The sequence below is a fragment of the Blautia aquisgranensis genome (genome assembly GCF_040096615.1).
Taxonomy (GTDB): Bacteria; Bacillota; Clostridia; order Lachnospirales; family Lachnospiraceae; genus Blautia_A; species Blautia_A aquisgranensis.
The window spans coordinates 1-16165 of the sequence record NZ_JBBMEJ010000032.1; the positions used below are offsets into that span (position 1 = coordinate 1).

The 16165-nt window shown below is 39.4% G+C and carries 20 protein-coding genes and 2 pseudogenes; 19 read left to right on the top strand and 3 right to left on the bottom strand.

Annotation, left to right across the window (positions count from 1 at the left end; genetic code table 11):
* Positions 1 to 215 precede the first annotated feature (215 nt).
* Together WMO28_RS16070 and WMO28_RS16075 are read left to right on the top strand one after the other, a co-directional pair.
* The gene (locus WMO28_RS16070) at positions 216 to 899 is read left to right on the top strand and encodes an ABC transporter ATP-binding protein (RefSeq protein ID WP_349057632.1); all 684 of its coding nucleotides are present in this window, start codon (positions 216 to 218) and stop codon (positions 897 to 899) included.
* Positions 896 to 2704 (top strand): ABC transporter permease, encoded by a 1809-nt coding sequence (locus tag WMO28_RS16075; protein WP_349057633.1) that lies wholly within the window; start codon positions 896 to 898, stop codon positions 2702 to 2704. The genes WMO28_RS16070 and WMO28_RS16075 overlap by 4 nt, the downstream gene beginning before the upstream one ends.
* A 2-nt stretch (positions 2705 to 2706) precedes the next feature.
* Here WMO28_RS16075 and WMO28_RS16080 read toward each other — a convergent pair whose 3' ends face one another.
* Genes WMO28_RS16080 through WMO28_RS16090 form a run of 3 tightly spaced genes read right to left on the bottom strand, consistent with a single transcriptional unit; the run spans position 2707 to position 4690 of the window.
* Positions 2707 to 4215, bottom strand: coding sequence for a DUF4367 domain-containing protein (locus WMO28_RS16080; protein ID WP_349057634.1), 1509 nt, complete (start codon positions 4213 to 4215; stop codon positions 2707 to 2709).
* Positions 4212 to 4493: an RNA polymerase sigma factor gene (locus WMO28_RS16085; protein WP_349057635.1), complete on the bottom strand. Its 282-nt coding sequence runs from the start codon at positions 4491 to 4493 to the stop codon at positions 4212 to 4214. The genes WMO28_RS16080 and WMO28_RS16085 overlap by 4 nt, the downstream gene beginning before the upstream one ends.
* Positions 4442 to 4690, bottom strand: coding sequence for a sigma factor (locus tag WMO28_RS16090; protein ID WP_349057636.1), 249 nt, complete (start codon positions 4688 to 4690; stop codon positions 4442 to 4444). The genes WMO28_RS16085 and WMO28_RS16090 overlap by 52 nt, the downstream gene beginning before the upstream one ends.
* A gap of 380 nt (positions 4691 to 5070) precedes the next feature.
* On the opposite strand from WMO28_RS16090, the gene vanR reads away from it, so the two are divergent.
* From vanR to WMO28_RS17185, 17 genes and pseudogenes are all read left to right on the top strand, one after another.
* Positions 5071 to 5766: a VanR-ABDEGLN family response regulator transcription factor gene (vanR, locus tag WMO28_RS16095; RefSeq protein WP_349057637.1), complete on the top strand. Its 696-nt coding sequence runs from the start codon at positions 5071 to 5073 to the stop codon at positions 5764 to 5766.
* 16 nt (positions 5767 to 5782) lie between these two features.
* Positions 5783 to 6292, top strand: coding sequence for a VanZ family protein (locus tag WMO28_RS16100; RefSeq protein WP_349057638.1), 510 nt, complete (start codon positions 5783 to 5785; stop codon positions 6290 to 6292).
* A gap of 13 nt (positions 6293 to 6305) precedes the next feature.
* Entirely contained in the window at positions 6306 to 7370 is a 1065-nt protein-coding gene (locus WMO28_RS16105) for a sensor histidine kinase (protein ID WP_349057639.1), read from the top strand.
* 140 nt (positions 7371 to 7510) lie between these two features.
* Complete coding sequence (locus WMO28_RS16110) at positions 7511 to 8398, top strand: ABC transporter ATP-binding protein (RefSeq protein ID WP_349057640.1); 888 nt, start codon at positions 7511 to 7513, stop codon at positions 8396 to 8398.
* Position 8399: 1 nt separating this feature from the next.
* Positions 8400 to 9641 carry an ABC transporter permease gene (locus WMO28_RS16115; protein ID WP_349057641.1) on the top strand — a complete coding sequence of 414 codons (1242 nt, stop codon included), beginning with the start codon at positions 8400 to 8402 and terminating at the stop codon, positions 9639 to 9641.
* A gap of 391 nt (positions 9642 to 10032) precedes the next feature.
* Positions 10033 to 10335 carry a DUF3784 domain-containing protein gene (locus WMO28_RS16120; protein WP_349057647.1) on the top strand — a complete coding sequence of 101 codons (303 nt, stop codon included), beginning with the start codon at positions 10033 to 10035 and terminating at the stop codon, positions 10333 to 10335.
* Between the two features lie 100 nt (positions 10336 to 10435).
* On the top strand, positions 10436 to 10639 hold the full coding sequence (locus WMO28_RS17130) for a PF20097 family protein (protein WP_353963847.1): 204 nt from the start codon (positions 10436 to 10438) through the stop codon (positions 10637 to 10639).
* 23 nt (positions 10640 to 10662) lie between these two features.
* Positions 10663 to 11013, top strand: coding sequence for a hypothetical protein (locus tag WMO28_RS16125; RefSeq protein ID WP_349057642.1), 351 nt, complete (start codon positions 10663 to 10665; stop codon positions 11011 to 11013).
* Positions 11001 to 11333 carry a DUF1648 domain-containing protein gene (locus WMO28_RS16130; protein ID WP_215706560.1) on the top strand — a complete coding sequence of 111 codons (333 nt, stop codon included), beginning with the start codon at positions 11001 to 11003 and terminating at the stop codon, positions 11331 to 11333. The genes WMO28_RS16125 and WMO28_RS16130 overlap by 13 nt, the downstream gene beginning before the upstream one ends.
* A 92-nt stretch (positions 11334 to 11425) precedes the next feature.
* Positions 11426 to 11806 carry a DUF4825 domain-containing protein gene (locus tag WMO28_RS16135; RefSeq protein ID WP_349057643.1) on the top strand — a complete coding sequence of 127 codons (381 nt, stop codon included), beginning with the start codon at positions 11426 to 11428 and terminating at the stop codon, positions 11804 to 11806.
* A gap of 80 nt (positions 11807 to 11886) precedes the next feature.
* Positions 11887 to 12081, top strand: a complete 195-nt coding sequence (locus WMO28_RS16140) for a zinc ribbon domain-containing protein (RefSeq protein WP_055056113.1) — start codon at positions 11887 to 11889, stop codon at positions 12079 to 12081.
* 61 nt (positions 12082 to 12142) lie between these two features.
* Positions 12143 to 12622 carry a hypothetical protein gene (locus WMO28_RS16145; protein ID WP_349057644.1) on the top strand — a complete coding sequence of 160 codons (480 nt, stop codon included), beginning with the start codon at positions 12143 to 12145 and terminating at the stop codon, positions 12620 to 12622.
* 542 nt (positions 12623 to 13164) lie between these two features.
* A complete protein-coding gene (locus WMO28_RS16150) occupies positions 13165 to 13344 on the top strand; it encodes a helix-turn-helix domain-containing protein (RefSeq protein WP_092072164.1) in 180 nt (59 codons plus the stop codon).
* A gap of 1 nt (position 13345) precedes the next feature.
* Positions 13346 to 13696, top strand: a complete 351-nt coding sequence (locus WMO28_RS16155; RefSeq protein WP_349057645.1) for a DUF2500 domain-containing protein — start codon at positions 13346 to 13348, stop codon at positions 13694 to 13696.
* Positions 13690 to 15180 (top strand): UDP-glucose--hexose-1-phosphate uridylyltransferase, encoded by a 1491-nt coding sequence (galT, locus tag WMO28_RS16160; RefSeq protein ID WP_349057646.1) that lies wholly within the window; start codon positions 13690 to 13692, stop codon positions 15178 to 15180. The genes WMO28_RS16155 and galT overlap by 7 nt, the downstream gene beginning before the upstream one ends.
* Before the next feature lie 262 nt (positions 15181 to 15442).
* Positions 15443 to 15994: pseudogene (locus WMO28_RS16165) on the top strand (DUF6040 family protein).
* A 75-nt stretch (positions 15995 to 16069) separates the two neighbouring features.
* Positions 16070 to 16165 (top strand): annotated as a pseudogene (locus WMO28_RS17185) (type IV toxin-antitoxin system AbiEi family antitoxin domain-containing protein); the annotation flags it as partial.

The following is a 16165-nucleotide window of genomic DNA, read 5'->3' on the forward strand; positions in this document are numbered from 1 at the left end:
GAGGCTGAGCTTCTGGCAGGTTAAAATGGGGAGAATTTTCTCATTTTAACTTGTACTAAATCTTGACATAGGACCAGAACTTCCCAATTCCTACAAAATTGTAGGCTGGTTGTAGGGCTACAGTAATATTAGGGTGCTATTCTTTCCATCGTAGACAGGAACGAAAGTTTACCCGTTTACGACAGCAAAATCATTGAGAAAGAGGTGTTTGCACGATGAACTTATTAGAAGTCAAAAATATTTGTAAAACCTATGGCAGCGGAGAAACCACAGTCAAGGCTTTGAAAGATGTTAGTTTTTCTGTTCCCAAAGGAGAATATGTGGCAATCGTTGGCGAATCCGGTTCTGGTAAAAGTACGTTGCTGAATATGATCGGCGCATTGGACACGCCTACGTCGGGTAAGGTATTGATTGACGGAAAGGATATTTTTTCCATGAATGACAGAAAACTGACGGTATTTCGACGCAGGAATATCGGCTTTATCTTTCAGGCGTTTAACCTTATCCCAGAGTTGACGGTGGAACAAAATATTATTTTTCCGCTGTTGTTGGATTATCAAAAGCCGGATAAGAGATATTTGGAGGAACTGCTGACGGTTTTGAATTTGAAAGATCGTCGTAATCATTTACCCAGTCAGCTTTCCGGCGGTCAGCAACAGAGAGTGGCGATTGGCCGCGCATTGCTTACCCGTCCTTCTCTGATTCTGGCAGACGAGCCAACAGGAAATTTGGATTCACAAAGCAGCAGTGAGGTCATAGCATTGCTCAAAGAAACATCGAAAAAATACGAGCAGACCATCATTATGATTACCCACAACCGCAGTATTGCGCAAACGGCAGACCGGGTATTACAGGTATCGGATGGTACTTTGACTGATTTTGGGAGGTGCCGTGAATGAAAAGCTATCTTAGTCTTATTCCCATCTCCGCTAAAGTTCACCGCCGACAAAATCGTATGACGCTGCTTTGCATTGTATTTGCTGTGTTTATGGTAACAGCAGTATTCAGTATGGCAGAAATGGGTTTTCGGATGGAACAGGCCCGATTGGTTGGTAAGCATGGAAGTTTCTCTATTGGAGACTTGCTCGGCAGTTCCATGGGGCAAACCCTTCTTTCTGTTGCGGTTGTTCTGTTCCTGCTGATTTTGATTGCAGGCGTTTTGATGATTTCCAGCAGCATGAACAGTAGCGTTGCCCAGAGAACTAAATTTTTTGGAATGATGCGTTGCATTGGTATGAGTAAGCAGCAGATTATTCGGTTTGTTCGTCTGGAGGCATTGAACTGGTGCAAAACGGCTGTACCCATCGGTCTTATTTTAGGGGTTGTTACAACATGGGGGCTATGTGCGGTACTACGCTTTGTAGTCAGAGAAGAATTTTCTGATATTCCCCTCTTTGGTATCAGTATTTTTGGCATTGTCTGCGGTATCTTTGTTGGACTGATTACTGTACTGATCGCCGCAAATGCTCCGGCGAAACATGCCGCGAAGGTATCTCCTATCACAGCGGTGTCTGGAAATGCAGACCACGGAAAAACAATGCATCATTGCCAGTATACAGGATTCGGAAAGATTGAAGCGCTTCTCGGTATCGACCATGCGGTCTCTGGGAAGAAAAAGTTATTCCTGATGACAGGTTCTTTTGCACTTAGTATCATCTTATTTTTGAGTTTTTCCGTTATGATCGATTTTGTGGATTATTTGATACCTCAGTCAGCTGCCACATCAGATATTGATATTGCAAGTGATGACGGTAATGCGATTCCTCGGGAATTGCTTACATCCATCCGTGCAATGGATGGAGTGAGAGAGGTTTACGGGCGGCGTAGTGCATTTGATGTTCCTGCCAGATTAAATAGCGATACCGGATTTTCCGGTACAACCGACATGATTTCTTATGATGATTTTGATTTACAATGTCTGAAAAAAGACAGTGCTTTGAAAAGGGGGAGTGATCTGTCCAAAGTTTTTGGGGACAGCAATTTTGTTTTGACAACATCCGATCAGGACAGCACATGGAAAATCGGTGACACTGTTAAGATTGGGGATGAAACCCTTACCATAGCCGGACTGTTAAAAAACGACCCATTTAGTGAGAATGGATTGACAAATGGAAAACTCACATTGATTACCTCTGATGAAACATTTGTCCGTTTGACAGGAGAGGAAGGTTATTCTCTTGTGCTGATACAAACAACGGGAGATGTTACGGACGAAAATGTTCAGGCAATCCAGAATTCCGTAGATCAAACATATAGCTTTCGAGACAAACGCGACGAGCGCACTACGGGAACTTATATGGCTTTTGTTTTCTGTGTTTATGCGTTTTTGGCAATTATTGCACTGGTAACGGTAATGAACATTGTCAATAGCATTTCCATGAGTGTGTCTGCCAGAATGAAGCAATATGGAGCTATGCGGGCAGTAGGAATGGATGAACGGCAAATGACGAAAATGATTGCTTGTGAAGCATTCACCTATGCTGTTTTGGGGTGCGTTGTTGGTTGTGCTATTGGCTTGCCGCTTAGCAAATCGCTGTATGATTTCCTTATTGCAAGGCATTTTCCATCTGCAGTGTGGCAGTTTCCAATTATCTCTTTGGGCGTTATTCTTCTGTTTGTCTCGATTGCGGCAATCGCAGCTGTATATGCTCCGGCAAAACGAATTCGCAATATGTCGATTACTGCAACCATCAATGAATTATAGTTTCATATGTTAATCTGCCGCGCGACGGCAAAAGAAAAAAAGCCGTCGCAGAGCAGACACATTTTCACGCGCCTGCGAATATCTACTAGTCCCTTTTTCAGTATATATTCAGAGAACTCATATGAAGCTCCGTCTCCAGTCACATTCAAATACAGATTTTTGAGGTCGCTTTCATTTACGATCCAGGCCATGTTCAGTTGTACACTTTCGCCTAGCTTTATAGAGGAAATATAGTTTCCACCGTTGCCATAATTTTCAGAGACACTATAATATACCATTTCTCCAGTCTTTGCCACGCCGGTCCAACTAATGTAGTCATAGCCATCGCCGGCTTGTTCTGTTGGAATGTAAAGCTGTATTTTTCCATTTTCCTTAGTCAGGGTCAGTAAAGCACCAAGATAAAGCATATGGTCGATTTCCTCATTTGAATGATTGATATAGGTAACTGTAACATAGACCAGTTTCTGATTTACCTCCTCTGACTTCACAATTTCATCCAGGGAATCGATTCCGTCGCCAGATTTCACATAATTCAATATGTTTGTAGATAGCTTTCCATCAGCATCAATGGCTTCCGCCCATTCTTGTGGTATTTTGTCCGGATCGAGAAGCTGAAGATTATCAGAAATTTGAACAGAATCTACCTTTGCAGAAATCATTTTTTCCAGATATTCACCATTTGTGTTTTCACCAATCACATCCAGATCAAAGGTGTCACCAATTTGGTAAATGGGCAGTTTTTTCTCATTTACAGAAGTACTTATTTCATCATTATCAGCTTCTGTCTTTTCAGATATCATCTCTCCGCTCCATGTAGGCAATCCGGCGGTCTTTACCATAGTCGTGTTTCCCTCAATCACAAGATTCTCTGCAACTTTTATGGCTTCATCCTTTGGCACGTTATCTCCGATGTAGATCATAAGCACACGATATAAATCCGAGCAGACAAGATAAATTCTCTGGTTAAGAGCCCCACTTTCGGTAATGCTATTATATTTGAGATATATCCCCTGGTATTTCCCAAATGTACGCTCTTCACTATCAATAACATTCTGATCCTGTACTACCTGTCCCAGATCATTTTTATCCAACAGGACAAATGAAAAACTGAACCCGCCAGTCATGTCATGCTCAGGATATTGGAGATGGTACTCGTCAATCCAGCTCATGCCCTCCGGAACATATTTAGCAGACAGATCTACCTCTGGGACTTCATCTGGAAGTACGGTCTTCTTTGCTGCATCACCAGCATCAATTTTGACTGAAACACCATAAGAACCCTGTTTTTCCAAAAACCAGTGATACAGATTTACTCCTGCATATACTGCCGTGGAAACTGCCAGTGCACACGCAGCTGCCACTGCGGCAACTTTCGGAGCTGTCCATCGTTTTCTTGTTCGCAGATTCGACACTTTATTATCCGCCAGCTGCTTTGCCACCTCATTTCGAATCATATTATGGATAAAATCCGGTGTTTCGGGAATATCGTTTTTCATATCTTCTAATCTCATATTGACACCTCCTGTAATTCCTGCCTTAATTTTCCTCTTGCCCTTGCAAGTCTCTTTTGAACGGCACCTTCCGATATTTCAAGGATCTGGGCGATTTCTTTTACACTGAAATCTTCTATATAGTATAGAATAACGGGTAAACGCAGTTCCTCTTTTAAGGAATTTACGGCTGTATACAATTCACTGTAATTCTTTGTTTTTTCTGATTCCGATTCCTGTCTGTCAGCTAGATTTTCCAATGGGATAAATTTACTGGATTTCGCACAAGGCTGTAACATTCGTTGATTAAGATACGGATTAACCAGGTCCGGGCATAGTTATCGTTTTTTAATGTACCGACGTTGGAAAAAGCCTTCACAATTGTTTCCTGAATAGCATCTGCACAGTCATAGTCACTAAATAAAATTGTTTTTGCAGTTGAATATAATTGTCTTTCTGAATCCAGGATCAGAGATCCAAGTTGTTCCTTTGTCATTTAAACACCACCTCTTTTTTTGCCAGCCAGCAGTTTCTTTACATCTATTAGACGTGCAGAAATCAAAAATATCCCTAATAATTTATTCTTTTTCTTATAAATGGACAAGTTCGTGGTTTTGCACAAAAAAATGTCTATTTTCGATAGTATTCCATAATGAAAGCAATAAAACAAGCATTTGCAAAGGGACATTGTTATAATTAAATTTGTTCATGGGTGTTATTTGTGATTACTTTCATGCTAATATGCTAATGTGCATTATCATATTAGCATGAAAAAAGTTAGGAAAATCTTAATAATTTCGCATGCAATCCATTGTGAATTTATATGCTGTATTTGTTATACTTAATCGAGTACAAGCAAAAAGGAGAGTTGAAAATATGTCTGAAAAGATACTAATTATAGATGACGAGCAAGATATAGCGGATCTGTTGGAGGTCTACTTGAAAAACGAAAATTACGTCGTTCATAAATTTTACTGCGCAACGGATGCCATGTCGTGTATTGAAAGCGGTGACATTGATCTTGCCATTCTGGATATTATGCTCCCGGATATGAACGGTTTTTCACTTTGCCAGCTTATCCGAAAGAAATACACTTATCCAATCATCATGCTAACGGCTAAAATTGAGGAAACGGATAAAATAACGGGGCTGACATTGGGAGCGGACGATTATGTGACAAAACCTTTTCGCCCACTTGAAGTAGTTGCCAGAGTGAAAGCACAGTTAAGACGTTACAAGAAATATTCGCCCGGTATCATCACAGAAAAAGTTCCATCGAAACTTTCCTATAACAAATTGTGCCTGAATGTGCAGACCCATGAATGTCTGTTAGACGGTGAGCCGGTTTCTCTGACACCGACAGAATTTTCTATCCTCCAGGTTCTTTTGGAAAGTGCTGGGAATGTTGTAAGCATTGAGGAACTGTTTCATGCAGTTTGGAAAGATGAATACTACTCTAAAAACAGCAGCACAATTACTGTGCATATCCGGCATCTGCGTGAGAAACTGAAAGATACTTCCGATACTCCGCAGTATATTAAAACGATTTGGGGTGTTGGCTACAAAATTTAAGCGAAAGGAGTACGCTATGAAAAGAAAATCAAATTGCTTCGTAACCATTTTATTCTTAATTTATCTGGCACTTCTGGTTTGGATCATACTGTTCAAACTACAGTTTTCAATCAGTGATCTGGATAAAGTAAGAAGTATAAACCTTATTCCTTTTCACTATGACAAAGAAGTTGGCGCAGCATTTCACTTAACAGAGGTACTCGAAAATTTCTTGATTTTTGTTCCTATGGGCATTTATCTTCAAATGCTTCTGCCAAGAACAAAATTATATGTGAAGTTCATGCTGATTGCCGGAACAAGTTTTTTATTGGAAACTATGCAGTATATCTTAGCAGTCGGACGTTCTGATATTACCGATGTCCTCACAAATACGGCAGGTGGTCTTTTGGGACTTGCTGTATATTCGATGACGGCTCGGTTAATCGGAAATAGAATAAAAGCAAACAGACTGTTTTCCATTCTGGCAGGCATAGTAAGTGTTGTCGTGATTGGCCTACTTGGCTTTCTTCTGTTTGCTAATCGATAGGAGGTGTATTCTCATGTCGAAGAAAGAAATGACAACAGAAAAGCGCCTTAAAGTGCGCTTATACCTATCATTGCTGGTTTATACCGTTGTTGGATATGGTTTGACCCTTATCTTGGACTACATCTTTTCAAAATTTGACAACGGTATTTTTGCATGGCTCTACTGGCGGCTCGATCTGCTTTTTATTTTGTATCTGATGATCGGCTTTGTATGTATTTTCAATTACTATTGGAAAAAACCGTGGGACTATCTGGATGAAGTAATTGATGCGACCCAAACGGTCTATGAGCAGAACAATCATACCGTATCATTGTCTGACCCACTGAAAGAATTGGAGGCACAACTCAATCAAATCAAAATGTCTGTTCTGTTGAGCAAACAGGCTGCAAAGCAGGCAGAAGAAAAGAAAAATGAAATTGTTATGTATCTGGCACATGATATACGCACCCCTCTCACAACGGTAATCGGCTATTTGAGCCTGCTCCATGAAGCCCCTGACATACCTGAACAGCAAAAGGAAAAGTATGTAAAAGTTGCGTTGAATAAGGCTGAACGCCTTGAAAAGCTCATCAATGAACTTTTTGAAATTACCAAGTACAATGCACATACGGTCATTATCAAAAAAGAAAATGTAGATTTACATTGTTTGATTGCGCAGGTAATAGATGAAATATACCCGACACTCTCTGCAAATGGTAACACGGCGGTATTTACTGCGGAGGATAACTTATCTGTGAACGCTGATCCCGAAAAGCTGGCGAGAGTTTTCAGTAACCTTTTACGAAATGCAGCGTCATATAGCTACCCGCAGACAGAGATTACTATATCCGCCAAACGGTTAGAGCATGATATTCAGATCACTTTTGAAAATCGTGGAAAAACAATTCCACAGGAACAGCTTAACAGTATATTTGAAAAATTCAATCGCTTGGATGATGCTCGGCTTTCTAATACAGGTGGTGCGGGACTTGGTCTTTCTATTGCGGAAGAAATTATACATTTACATGGTGGAAAGATTACTGCATCCAGTCAAAACGAAACTATAGACTTTGTGATTACCTTACCCCTTTCCGCTTAGGAAAATAAGAATGTGATCTTAGGAATTACTTAGGAATTTAAGCGTATATTTTTTGAGATTGAAAAGCCTTTGTTCGGTACAATGATTATCGAACAAGGGCTTTTTATTGTTCAGCCGAAGCAAAAGAAAGGAGTGTAAGCATGGAACTGAAAATAGAGCATTTAAGCAAGCAGTTCAAAGACAAAACAGCAGTAAATGATGTCAATCTGACATTGACTCCCGGCATTTGGGGACTTTTGGGAGCGAATGGTGCAGGGAAAACCACGCTCATGCGCATGATTGCTGATATTATGACACCAACCAACGGAGCGGTTTACTATGACGGAAAAGACATTCGAGAGTTAGGTGAAGTCTACCGAAGCAAGTTTGGCTTTTTGCCGCAGGAGTTTGGGTATCACCGGGATTTTACGGTCAAAGATTATTTGGAGTATATGGCTGCGCTGAAAGATATTCCTACAAGGGCAACTACCAAAAAGATCAATCATTTGTTGGACTTTCTTTCGCTCTCCGATGTGAAAAAGAAAAAAATTTCCAATCTGTCAGGCGGCATGAAGCGTCGTGTTGGTATTGCGCAGGCTATGTTGAACGACCCGGAGATACTTGTCATGGACGAACCGACAGCAGGACTCGATCCCGGAGAGCGCGTGCGTCTGCGGAATTTCATTTCCGAGTTTTCGCATGATCGAATCGTGTTGATTTCCACCCATATCGTATCTGACATAGAATATATTTCTACGCGCAACGCAATTATGAAAGCCGGAGAAATTGTTGATGTCGGAACTACCGCAGAACTTGTCAAGCGGATTGAGGGCAAGGTTTGGAATTGCATAATTCCGACCTCAAAGCTGCCGGAATGTGAAATGCGGCTGCGCATTATCAATCAGCGAGGCGAAGATCACAATCAGGTTTCTATTCGTTATCTGTCCGAACATTCGGAAATTGATGGGTCTGTTACAACGGAGCCACGATTGGAAGATCTGTATCTGTGGTTGTTCCCGCAGACAGACTTGGAAAAGGAGGACAGATAATATGCGGCTCTTTAGATTTGAACTAAAACGTATTTTGAAGTCACGGCGCACCCTGATTTTACTTGCAATCGCACTTTTGCTTTCCGTAGCCATGGCATACCTGCCTATTTCATTTGAGGGTATTAATCGTCCAAACGAAGATGGCACGGTTACAGAATTAGATGGCTTGGCAGCTATCAAGTACAAACAAGATTTATATAAAACATTCGCTGGTGAAGTGACCCCGGATAGGATCAAATCGGCTTTGGAAACTTATCAAAGCTGCGTTCGAGAATATGGGCCGGTCGAGGAAGATGGCTTTCCTCTGGCTGTATATATTGAAAAAATCGTCCCGTTCCGTCACTTGCTGATGGGTCTGTCCGAAGCGTTTGCTGATCCATTAACAGGCATTGGTGCTGATTTAATGGATATTGACCCGAATGACATTGACGGAGCCTATTATGAAAAGTGCGCAGAACATTTACAGGATGTCATGCGGAATGAGCAAAGAGAAAACGAAACCGCACAACAGAAAGCTCTTGAAAAATATTCAGAACTTGATACGCCTTTTTATCTTCATTCTGGAATTTCTAAAGATGCATTTGATTATATTGAGTTTTATATTTTGTTCCTTGCTATTTTGTGTGTGGCAATCGCAGCACCTACTTTTGCCGGAGAATATCAAACGGGCGGTGACAGCATCCTGCGAACTACCAAATACGGGCGTAAACAATTAGCAATTACCAAAATTCTGGCGGCATTTACACTTTTCGTTGTTACTTTCCTTGTCGGGATCACGGTACAAATTCTGATTTTGGATGCAGCGTTCGGGACGGATTGCTTAAAAACATCGTTTCAGATGCGATACTCTATCATTAACCTGCCAAACATCAATCTGGGGCAGTTGCAGATAATTCTCGCAGCAGCGGGCTTACTTTCTGTATTAGCAACGGTTAGCTGTACGTTGTTCCTGTCTGCAAAATGTAAAGACACATTGACAGTTTTGCTGATCTCTATTGTAGTTCTTCTCATGCCGCTTTTGGCTTATGTGGCGATGGGCGCAACATGGCTCTCCACCATACTTCCATCTGCCGGAATTGGTATGCAGAACAATTTCCTTTCTCAGCTTGCAGATTTCAATTATCTGAATATCGGTGGAATGAGTTTCTGGACACCGCAGATTATTTTGCTTTCGGTAGGAATGGAATTATTTGTGTTTGCATTCTTGGCGATTCATTCCTATTGCAGACATCAGGTAGCATAAAAGAAGTTCAAAATAGAACGAATTGATTATCTGCCGCACGACGGCAAAAGAAAAAGCAGACAATTTGGAACGACGGCTTTGATTTTCAGAGCAGCGTTTCTTTGTGGCAACACAGACCTATGATGAGCTAATAGCATTGTTTATGCGTTGGAAATATCTGAAAAATTGATGATAGTAGAAATATAATATTAAAATAAAAAATAATATAAAAAATTGTTTTACTATAGAGAAATATATAGTATAATACAACCATAAGAAGTGATAAAAAAATAACAAGTTGACCTAGCCAAACATAATAAGTTTTACTGTTGTGTTTGGCTTTTTTTATTTGATAGCCAGAGCGGGAAGTGAGGTGTCTGCAATGATAATCTGTGTTATCTTTGATTTGGGAATGGCAGTGATTATGTTTTTATTTGGAATCTGCTTTGTAAAATCAAATGGAAAGGCCGCTGCATTTTTGTCTGGCTATAATATGAAATCTAAGGAAGAACGAAAACAGTATGATGAAAAAGAAATGTGCAGAGTATATGGAAACAAGATGATGTGGATGGCACTGCCATTTGTAGCCGGTGCAGCCATAGATTTATTATACAGTGGAATCGGGTGTTTTGCAGCGTGTGTAATATGGACCGTTCAATTTGTTTTATTGATGAAAGAACGTATGAAACGAGAAAAAATAGAAAAGAACATTTAGGCAAAAATTATATTCGAAAGAAGATATACAAGCTATCCAGGAACAGGATAATTCTCGGGAACAAGAGGAACTTTAATTACTTAAAGGAGATGACGTGAATATGAGATGTCCATATTGTGAAGGAAAAATGCGAAAGGGTCAGTTGCATGCGGTTGGTGCAGGGGCAGGACTGGAGTGGAAAGAAGGCTCTGAGAGTTTGCGGTTAAATACGGATCCAGAGTTGGCAGCAAGGATATCTGGAGACCGCATATCTGCCTATAATTGTGATTTCTGCAGAAAGATTATTGTTTCTTACGAATATTGAGATTTTCAATTCTTTGAATTGTAATGACCGTAACGGGAAAGGATAAAATAGAGATAATAGAAAAAGATCCAGAGGGCGAGGAAAGCCGGATAAAAGTTAATTTAAGTTTCCTACAAATGTGTCATTATTTGCCGATTGTTGAGTTGATTGTGGAATTAGGCCCAGAGGAACAGGAAGACTGGACATTTGGTTCTCTCGTATATGAGGAAGAAAAGTATTCTATTGGAATTCCTACGGTTTTGTATAAGGAACTTCTGCCAATAGCAGAAGGTAAGGAAGAAAATTTACTGGAAAAACTTCTTGAAAAAATTTCTTCTAAGGAAACATATTTACTAGATATCGTTCCAGATGAGGCACTGTTATGGATGGTATAAGCAGCAGGAAATTAACATGGGGAATTTGCATCGCTGGCATTGCGATTGCAATAATAAGCTTCTTTTTCTTACCGGAGATTATTCCCGTTCACTTTGCTGGGAATGGAGTCGCAGATGACTTTGGTAATAAGATAGAAATTTTTTTAATGCCGATACTCCTTCTGGCTGTTACAATCTTGAGTGGTATAAAAAGTGTAAAGTATGTTCTGATGCATTCGAAAACTTGGCTAACAGTTGGTCAATATAACCTGATGATTGATTGTGTTTTAGGAATTATTTTGATTGCAGAAATTTTTATGATTTATGCTTCGTTTGTTTAAAGGCTGATCTATAAATAAAGAAGCAAATATATGGCAGTTTCTGGTTCATTGGGCAGGCTGTTTTATATCAAAGTGTGAAGAGGAGCTGGTTTATGATGAAAAAAGTAATTCCAATTATTTTATTTACGGTATCAGCAATATTGCTTTCTGCATGTGGCAGAAAAGAAGAACTGTACGAGATTCCTGACCTGTCACAGTACAAGACAGATTATGTAGGAGATTCTTCGAATGTTATAAATATTGTAAGTGGGCAAGAGTATCCGGAAGGATATTCTTATGATAGCATACAGATACAGTCTGAAACGAAGCCTTATGGATTAACAGTATTTCTAAAAGTTGAGCCGTCTGCAGTTAAGATTGAAGATGAATTGCAAATTAATGCGGATATGACATTTGATTTGATTGGTAATTTGGAAACGCTTGATTATAAAATAGCGGATAGTAAGGAAATCATTGCATCGTATGAACGGTAGATCATTCAGTGGTTAATATTTTGTCTGCTATTATATAGTAAGAAAAATAGGAAAGCGAAACATATATTTGGAGGACAGCAATGAGAAAATGCGAAAAGTGTGGAACAGTCATGAGAGCGGATTTAAGACTTAAAGTTAATGGCGGTGGCTATGGGATCGTTGTAGATGTAGATGAAAAACAAAAAACGACAACTATAGATGATGTTAAAGTTGCAGTCTGTCCAGAGTGTGGACATACAGAAATGTATTTAGAGGATTTAACTAAATTGAAGTAAAATTAGATATGATTGAAACAGGATAAAAAATTTTGATGGAATGCTTGTGGAGAAAATAAATATGAAAAAACTTAATTATACAGAAGATTTATTGAGAGTTATCTTCTTTTGGATAGGAATATTCTTTCTTGTTTCCGGTGTCTTAAGTTTTCTTGGGATATTAAAACCAGCAGTAAACTCAGGCATTCAGAATCCAGATATGTTGGCAACTGTGTTTTCTATAACGGGAGTGCTTTTGTGTATAATAAGTGCTGCTCTGGGAATTTATACTGCAAAGCTTGATAAATTACATTTACAATTAATCGAAAATGGTACAAAAGTGAAGGGCTTGGTAGAAAAAGTATATTTACAAAAATACACAAGATATAGAAGACAGATTCCATACAGGATTTTATATAGTTTTACATATCATGATAAAGTGTATTATCATAAAAGCCGTTTGGTATGGGAAAAGCCGGATCTTAAGAAAGGCGACTTGATTACCGTATATGTAAATAATCTTGGTAAATCAACAGTTTATAATTGCAATGAAGCGGTCTGATATCTAGCCTCTATATTTCGGAAAAATACTGCACGATCTGTGGTTTACAGAAGAGCAGCTTCAAAGAATGCTGAGGATGAAAAATGCAAATCCATCAGATGTATGGAAATATTAATTGGACAAATTGAAAGCTGAAAGGAAAACGGCCTATCCGTTTTCAGCATTGGCGGATCCGTCTGCTAATAAATGGTTTACAAATCAAAAAACTTGGTAAGAGTATTTTCATAATTCTGTTCAATTTTGTCTATGTTTTCGAGAATCCTGTTCATGTACAAATGCAACTAAATTAGAGTATAATAAGGGAAACCATTGAAACTGGGTTTCCGTATTGGACATTCCTGTGATGGCAGGAATGTCCTTTACATATAGCGGTAAATTCTGAAGTAGTTGGCATAGAAGTTCATGAGGTAGTTGACGTATGCTTTAAATCTTTTCATTTCGTTTTCCTCCTTTCTTTATCTTACAAGCACATTATAATATCAGAAGACGTATATTACTTGCCAAATGGGAAGAAAAAGTAGACAAAACTTGCAGGAGATTAATTGGAATGTACTGGTAAGAGCATCACAGACATTTGCCTGGATGCAGGAGTTGAGAGCCAAAGGACATTTAACAGGGTATTTCGTGAAAGATATAAAGTAACGTCAAGGGAATACCGGAATCTTTATCATGAACAATATATAAGTCAGACCCAGGATGAAATATCTGGAATGGAGAAATAGGATGGCATTTATAATCTGTATAGCAGCACTCATAATCATGATGTTTGTATTTACCAAAATGTTGTTAAGTTTTGGCAATAACAGCAGTGCGGCAGTTGAATCTGTTGATGCGACTGTAGTTGAAAAGAAGCAAGGAATCTATACCCATATGCAGTCTGAAGCACATGTACCTTGGTTTCGCGTTGTATTTGAGATGACAGATGGAAGTTTGATGGAATTCCAAATGCAACAGGGAGATTTTCGTGAATTGGAAAAAGGCGATCGAGGTATGCTGACTTATCAGGGAAATCGGTATATATGTTACCAAAAATATAAATTTAAAAATGAAGCACAGGAGGAAGAAAAATGTTAAGTGAAAGCATTGCAAAACTGGTACAGTATGGGATTACAACAGGTCTGACACCAGAATGTGAAAGAAATTACACAACAAATCTTCTGCTGGACGTTTTTCATGAGGATGACTATGAGAAACCGGACAACATTGAGGAAACTGTTAATCTTGAAGCAACATTGGGCGAATTGCTGGACGAAGCCGTAAAAAGAGGACTGATCGAAGACAGTATTGTATACCGGGATCTATTTGATACCAGATTAATGAACTGTCTGATGCCGCGTCCGGGCCAGGTGCAAAAAGAATTCTGGGATAAATATAAAGAAAGCCCAAAGGAAGCAACCGATTATTTTTATAAACTGAGTCAGGACAGCAATTATATCCGCAGATATCGCGTAGAGAAGGATCAAAAGTGGAAGGTAGACAGTCCATACGGTGAGATTGATATTACCATCAATTTGTCCAAACCGGAAAAAGATCCAAAAGCAATTGCCGCGGCAAGGAATGTAAAATCCGGAAGCTATCCGAAATGTCTTCTTTGCCCGGAAAATGAAGGATATGCGGGACGTGTTAATCATCCGGCAAGGCAGAACCACAGGATTATTCCGATCACAATCAATGATACTCCTTGGGGATTCCAGTATTCTCCGTATGTGTATTACAATGAGCATTGTATTGTATTTAACTGCCAGCATACGCCAATGAAAATTGAGAGAAATGCATTTATTAAACTGTTTGATTTTGTAAAACTGTTTCCACATTATTTCCTTGGATCTAATGCAGACCTGCCGATCGTAGGCGGTTCGATCCTAAGCCATGATCATTTCCAGGGTGGACATTACGCATTTGCAATGGCAAAAGCACCAATTGAGCAGCATGTAATACTTCCGGGATTTGAAGATGTAGAGGCTGGAATTGTAAAATGGCCATTATCTGTGCTTCGTATTCGTCATAAAGATTCCAATCGCTTGGTGGACCTGGCAACACATGTGCTGGAAGTATGGAGAGGCTATACCGATGAAGAAGCATTTATTTATGCTGAGACCAATGGAGAACCACATAATACAATTACACCAATTGCACGTAAAGTAGGTGATACCTACGAACTGGATCTGACATTAAGGAACAACATCACAACAGAAGAACATCCGCTGGGAGTGTACCATCCGCATGCAGAATATCATCATATTAAGAAGGAAAATATCGGTCTGATCGAAGTTATGGGCCTTGCAGTTCTTCCGGCCAGATTAAAAGGTGAGATGGAACTTTTGGAAGAGTATATTCTCGAAGGCAAAGATATTTCTTCAAATGAACAGATTGAGAAACATGCAGAGTGGGTTAAGAAGTTCCTTCCGAAATATCCGGAAATCACGAAAGAAAACATCCATGGCATTCTTCAGAAAGAGATTGGAATCGTATTTACCCATGTTCTGGAAGATGCAGGAGTATACAAATGTACGACCGAGGGAAGAGAAGCATTCATGCGTTTTCTTGAAACATTATAAAAATTGAAATAAAAGGATTCTTTGGGAAATGGGAGGTAAGTGAAACCTCCCATTTTTTTAGGGCAGCTACTCTTAAGAAGCATGGATCGGGCAGTTGCATTATACGAAAGTATGGAATTGTGGGGATTCCATGGGGAAGTTTATTATGCAGAGAAAGAATATAACAAACTTGCATCCTGGGGATATGTGATTTTCTGGGTATCAGTATTTATTTTGATGAGAACATGCTCAGTCACAGTGCTGCTGGGAAATGACAGAACAGATGCAGGACGAACTGGATCAGAAAGACCAGATAATTTTGGAACTGAACAAGCAGCTAAGCGAATCGCTGACCTTGAACGAGAAATTGAACAGCGAAAACAGAGTCGAGAATATCGAAGCATTGCGGACAAGATTAAGGCAAACAGAGGAGCGATTGACCAACGAGACAGACAGAAGGTTGTTTCGGGAGTTTGTCATAGGTGCAGATTCTTTCGGACAGTTAAGCAGCGGAATACCTAACCGTATCCTTTCCGGGCTTATGTACTGGCTGATCGTAGCTATTGTTATGGGAATTTTATTTATAATAACCTGATTACTGATAGTTGGGATTGGCTATCAGGTTGGAAAAATCTACCGGAAATATTGCTGGGATATCCTCAGGATCATAGTGGCGATAACGAGTACAGCTATTGTAATTTACTTTGGAGAATGGATTAAAAACGCTATTCCGATAAATCTCATGGTATTCCTATTACTATCACATGTTATTTATATTGGAATTCGATGTTATGGAAAGGCTGGATGGAAGAACGGTGATATTTTTAAAATCTAACTTGTTCATTGGCGTTATTTATATTTACTTTCATGCTAATATATATTATCATATTAGCATGAAAGGAGAATCTATATGACTCAATTTGAAAAATTAGATTTGTTATTGCGTGAATGTGGAGGGACAATTCAGACATTTCAAGTCCTAAATAATGGAATTAGTAAGTCTGTG

Bases quoted from the DNA above. Each gene is read 5' to 3' on its own strand.
- WMO28_RS17130 (WP_353963847.1), top strand. From the start codon at position 10,436: ATGAGATGTCCATATTGTGAAGGAAAAATGCGAAAGGGTCAGTTGCAT.
- vanR (WP_349057637.1), top strand. From the start codon at position 5,071: ATGTCTGAAAAGATACTAATTATAGATGACGAGCAAGATATAGCGGAT.
- WMO28_RS16075 (WP_349057633.1), top strand. From the start codon at position 896: ATGAAAAGCTATCTTAGTCTTATTCCCATCTCCGCTAAAGTTCACCGC.
- WMO28_RS16135 (WP_349057643.1), top strand. From the start codon at position 11,426: ATGATGAAAAAAGTAATTCCAATTATTTTATTTACGGTATCAGCAATA.
- WMO28_RS16145 (WP_349057644.1), top strand. From the start codon at position 12,143: ATGAAAAAACTTAATTATACAGAAGATTTATTGAGAGTTATCTTCTTT.
- WMO28_RS16105 (WP_349057639.1), top strand. From the start codon at position 6,306: ATGTCGAAGAAAGAAATGACAACAGAAAAGCGCCTTAAAGTGCGCTTA.
- galT (WP_349057646.1), top strand. From the start codon at position 13,690: ATGTTAAGTGAAAGCATTGCAAAACTGGTACAGTATGGGATTACAACA.
- WMO28_RS16085 (WP_349057635.1), bottom strand. From the start codon at position 4,493: ATGTTACAGCCTTGTGCGAAATCCAGTAAATTTATCCCATTGGAAAAT.
- WMO28_RS16090 (WP_349057636.1), bottom strand. From the start codon at position 4,690: ATGACAAAGGAACAACTTGGATCTCTGATCCTGGATTCAGAAAGACAA.
- WMO28_RS16120 (WP_349057647.1), top strand. From the start codon at position 10,033: ATGGCAGTGATTATGTTTTTATTTGGAATCTGCTTTGTAAAATCAAAT.
- WMO28_RS16070 (WP_349057632.1), top strand. From the start codon at position 216: ATGAACTTATTAGAAGTCAAAAATATTTGTAAAACCTATGGCAGCGGA.
- WMO28_RS16125 (WP_349057642.1), top strand. From the start codon at position 10,663: ATGACCGTAACGGGAAAGGATAAAATAGAGATAATAGAAAAAGATCCA.
- WMO28_RS16155 (WP_349057645.1), top strand. From the start codon at position 13,346: ATGGCATTTATAATCTGTATAGCAGCACTCATAATCATGATGTTTGTA.
- WMO28_RS16100 (WP_349057638.1), top strand. From the start codon at position 5,783: ATGAAAAGAAAATCAAATTGCTTCGTAACCATTTTATTCTTAATTTAT.
- WMO28_RS16110 (WP_349057640.1), top strand. From the start codon at position 7,511: ATGGAACTGAAAATAGAGCATTTAAGCAAGCAGTTCAAAGACAAAACA.
- WMO28_RS16115 (WP_349057641.1), top strand. From the start codon at position 8,400: ATGCGGCTCTTTAGATTTGAACTAAAACGTATTTTGAAGTCACGGCGC.
- WMO28_RS16140 (WP_055056113.1), top strand. From the start codon at position 11,887: ATGAGAAAATGCGAAAAGTGTGGAACAGTCATGAGAGCGGATTTAAGA.
- WMO28_RS16130 (WP_215706560.1), top strand. From the start codon at position 11,001: ATGGATGGTATAAGCAGCAGGAAATTAACATGGGGAATTTGCATCGCT.
- WMO28_RS16080 (WP_349057634.1), bottom strand. From the start codon at position 4,215: ATGAGATTAGAAGATATGAAAAACGATATTCCCGAAACACCGGATTTT.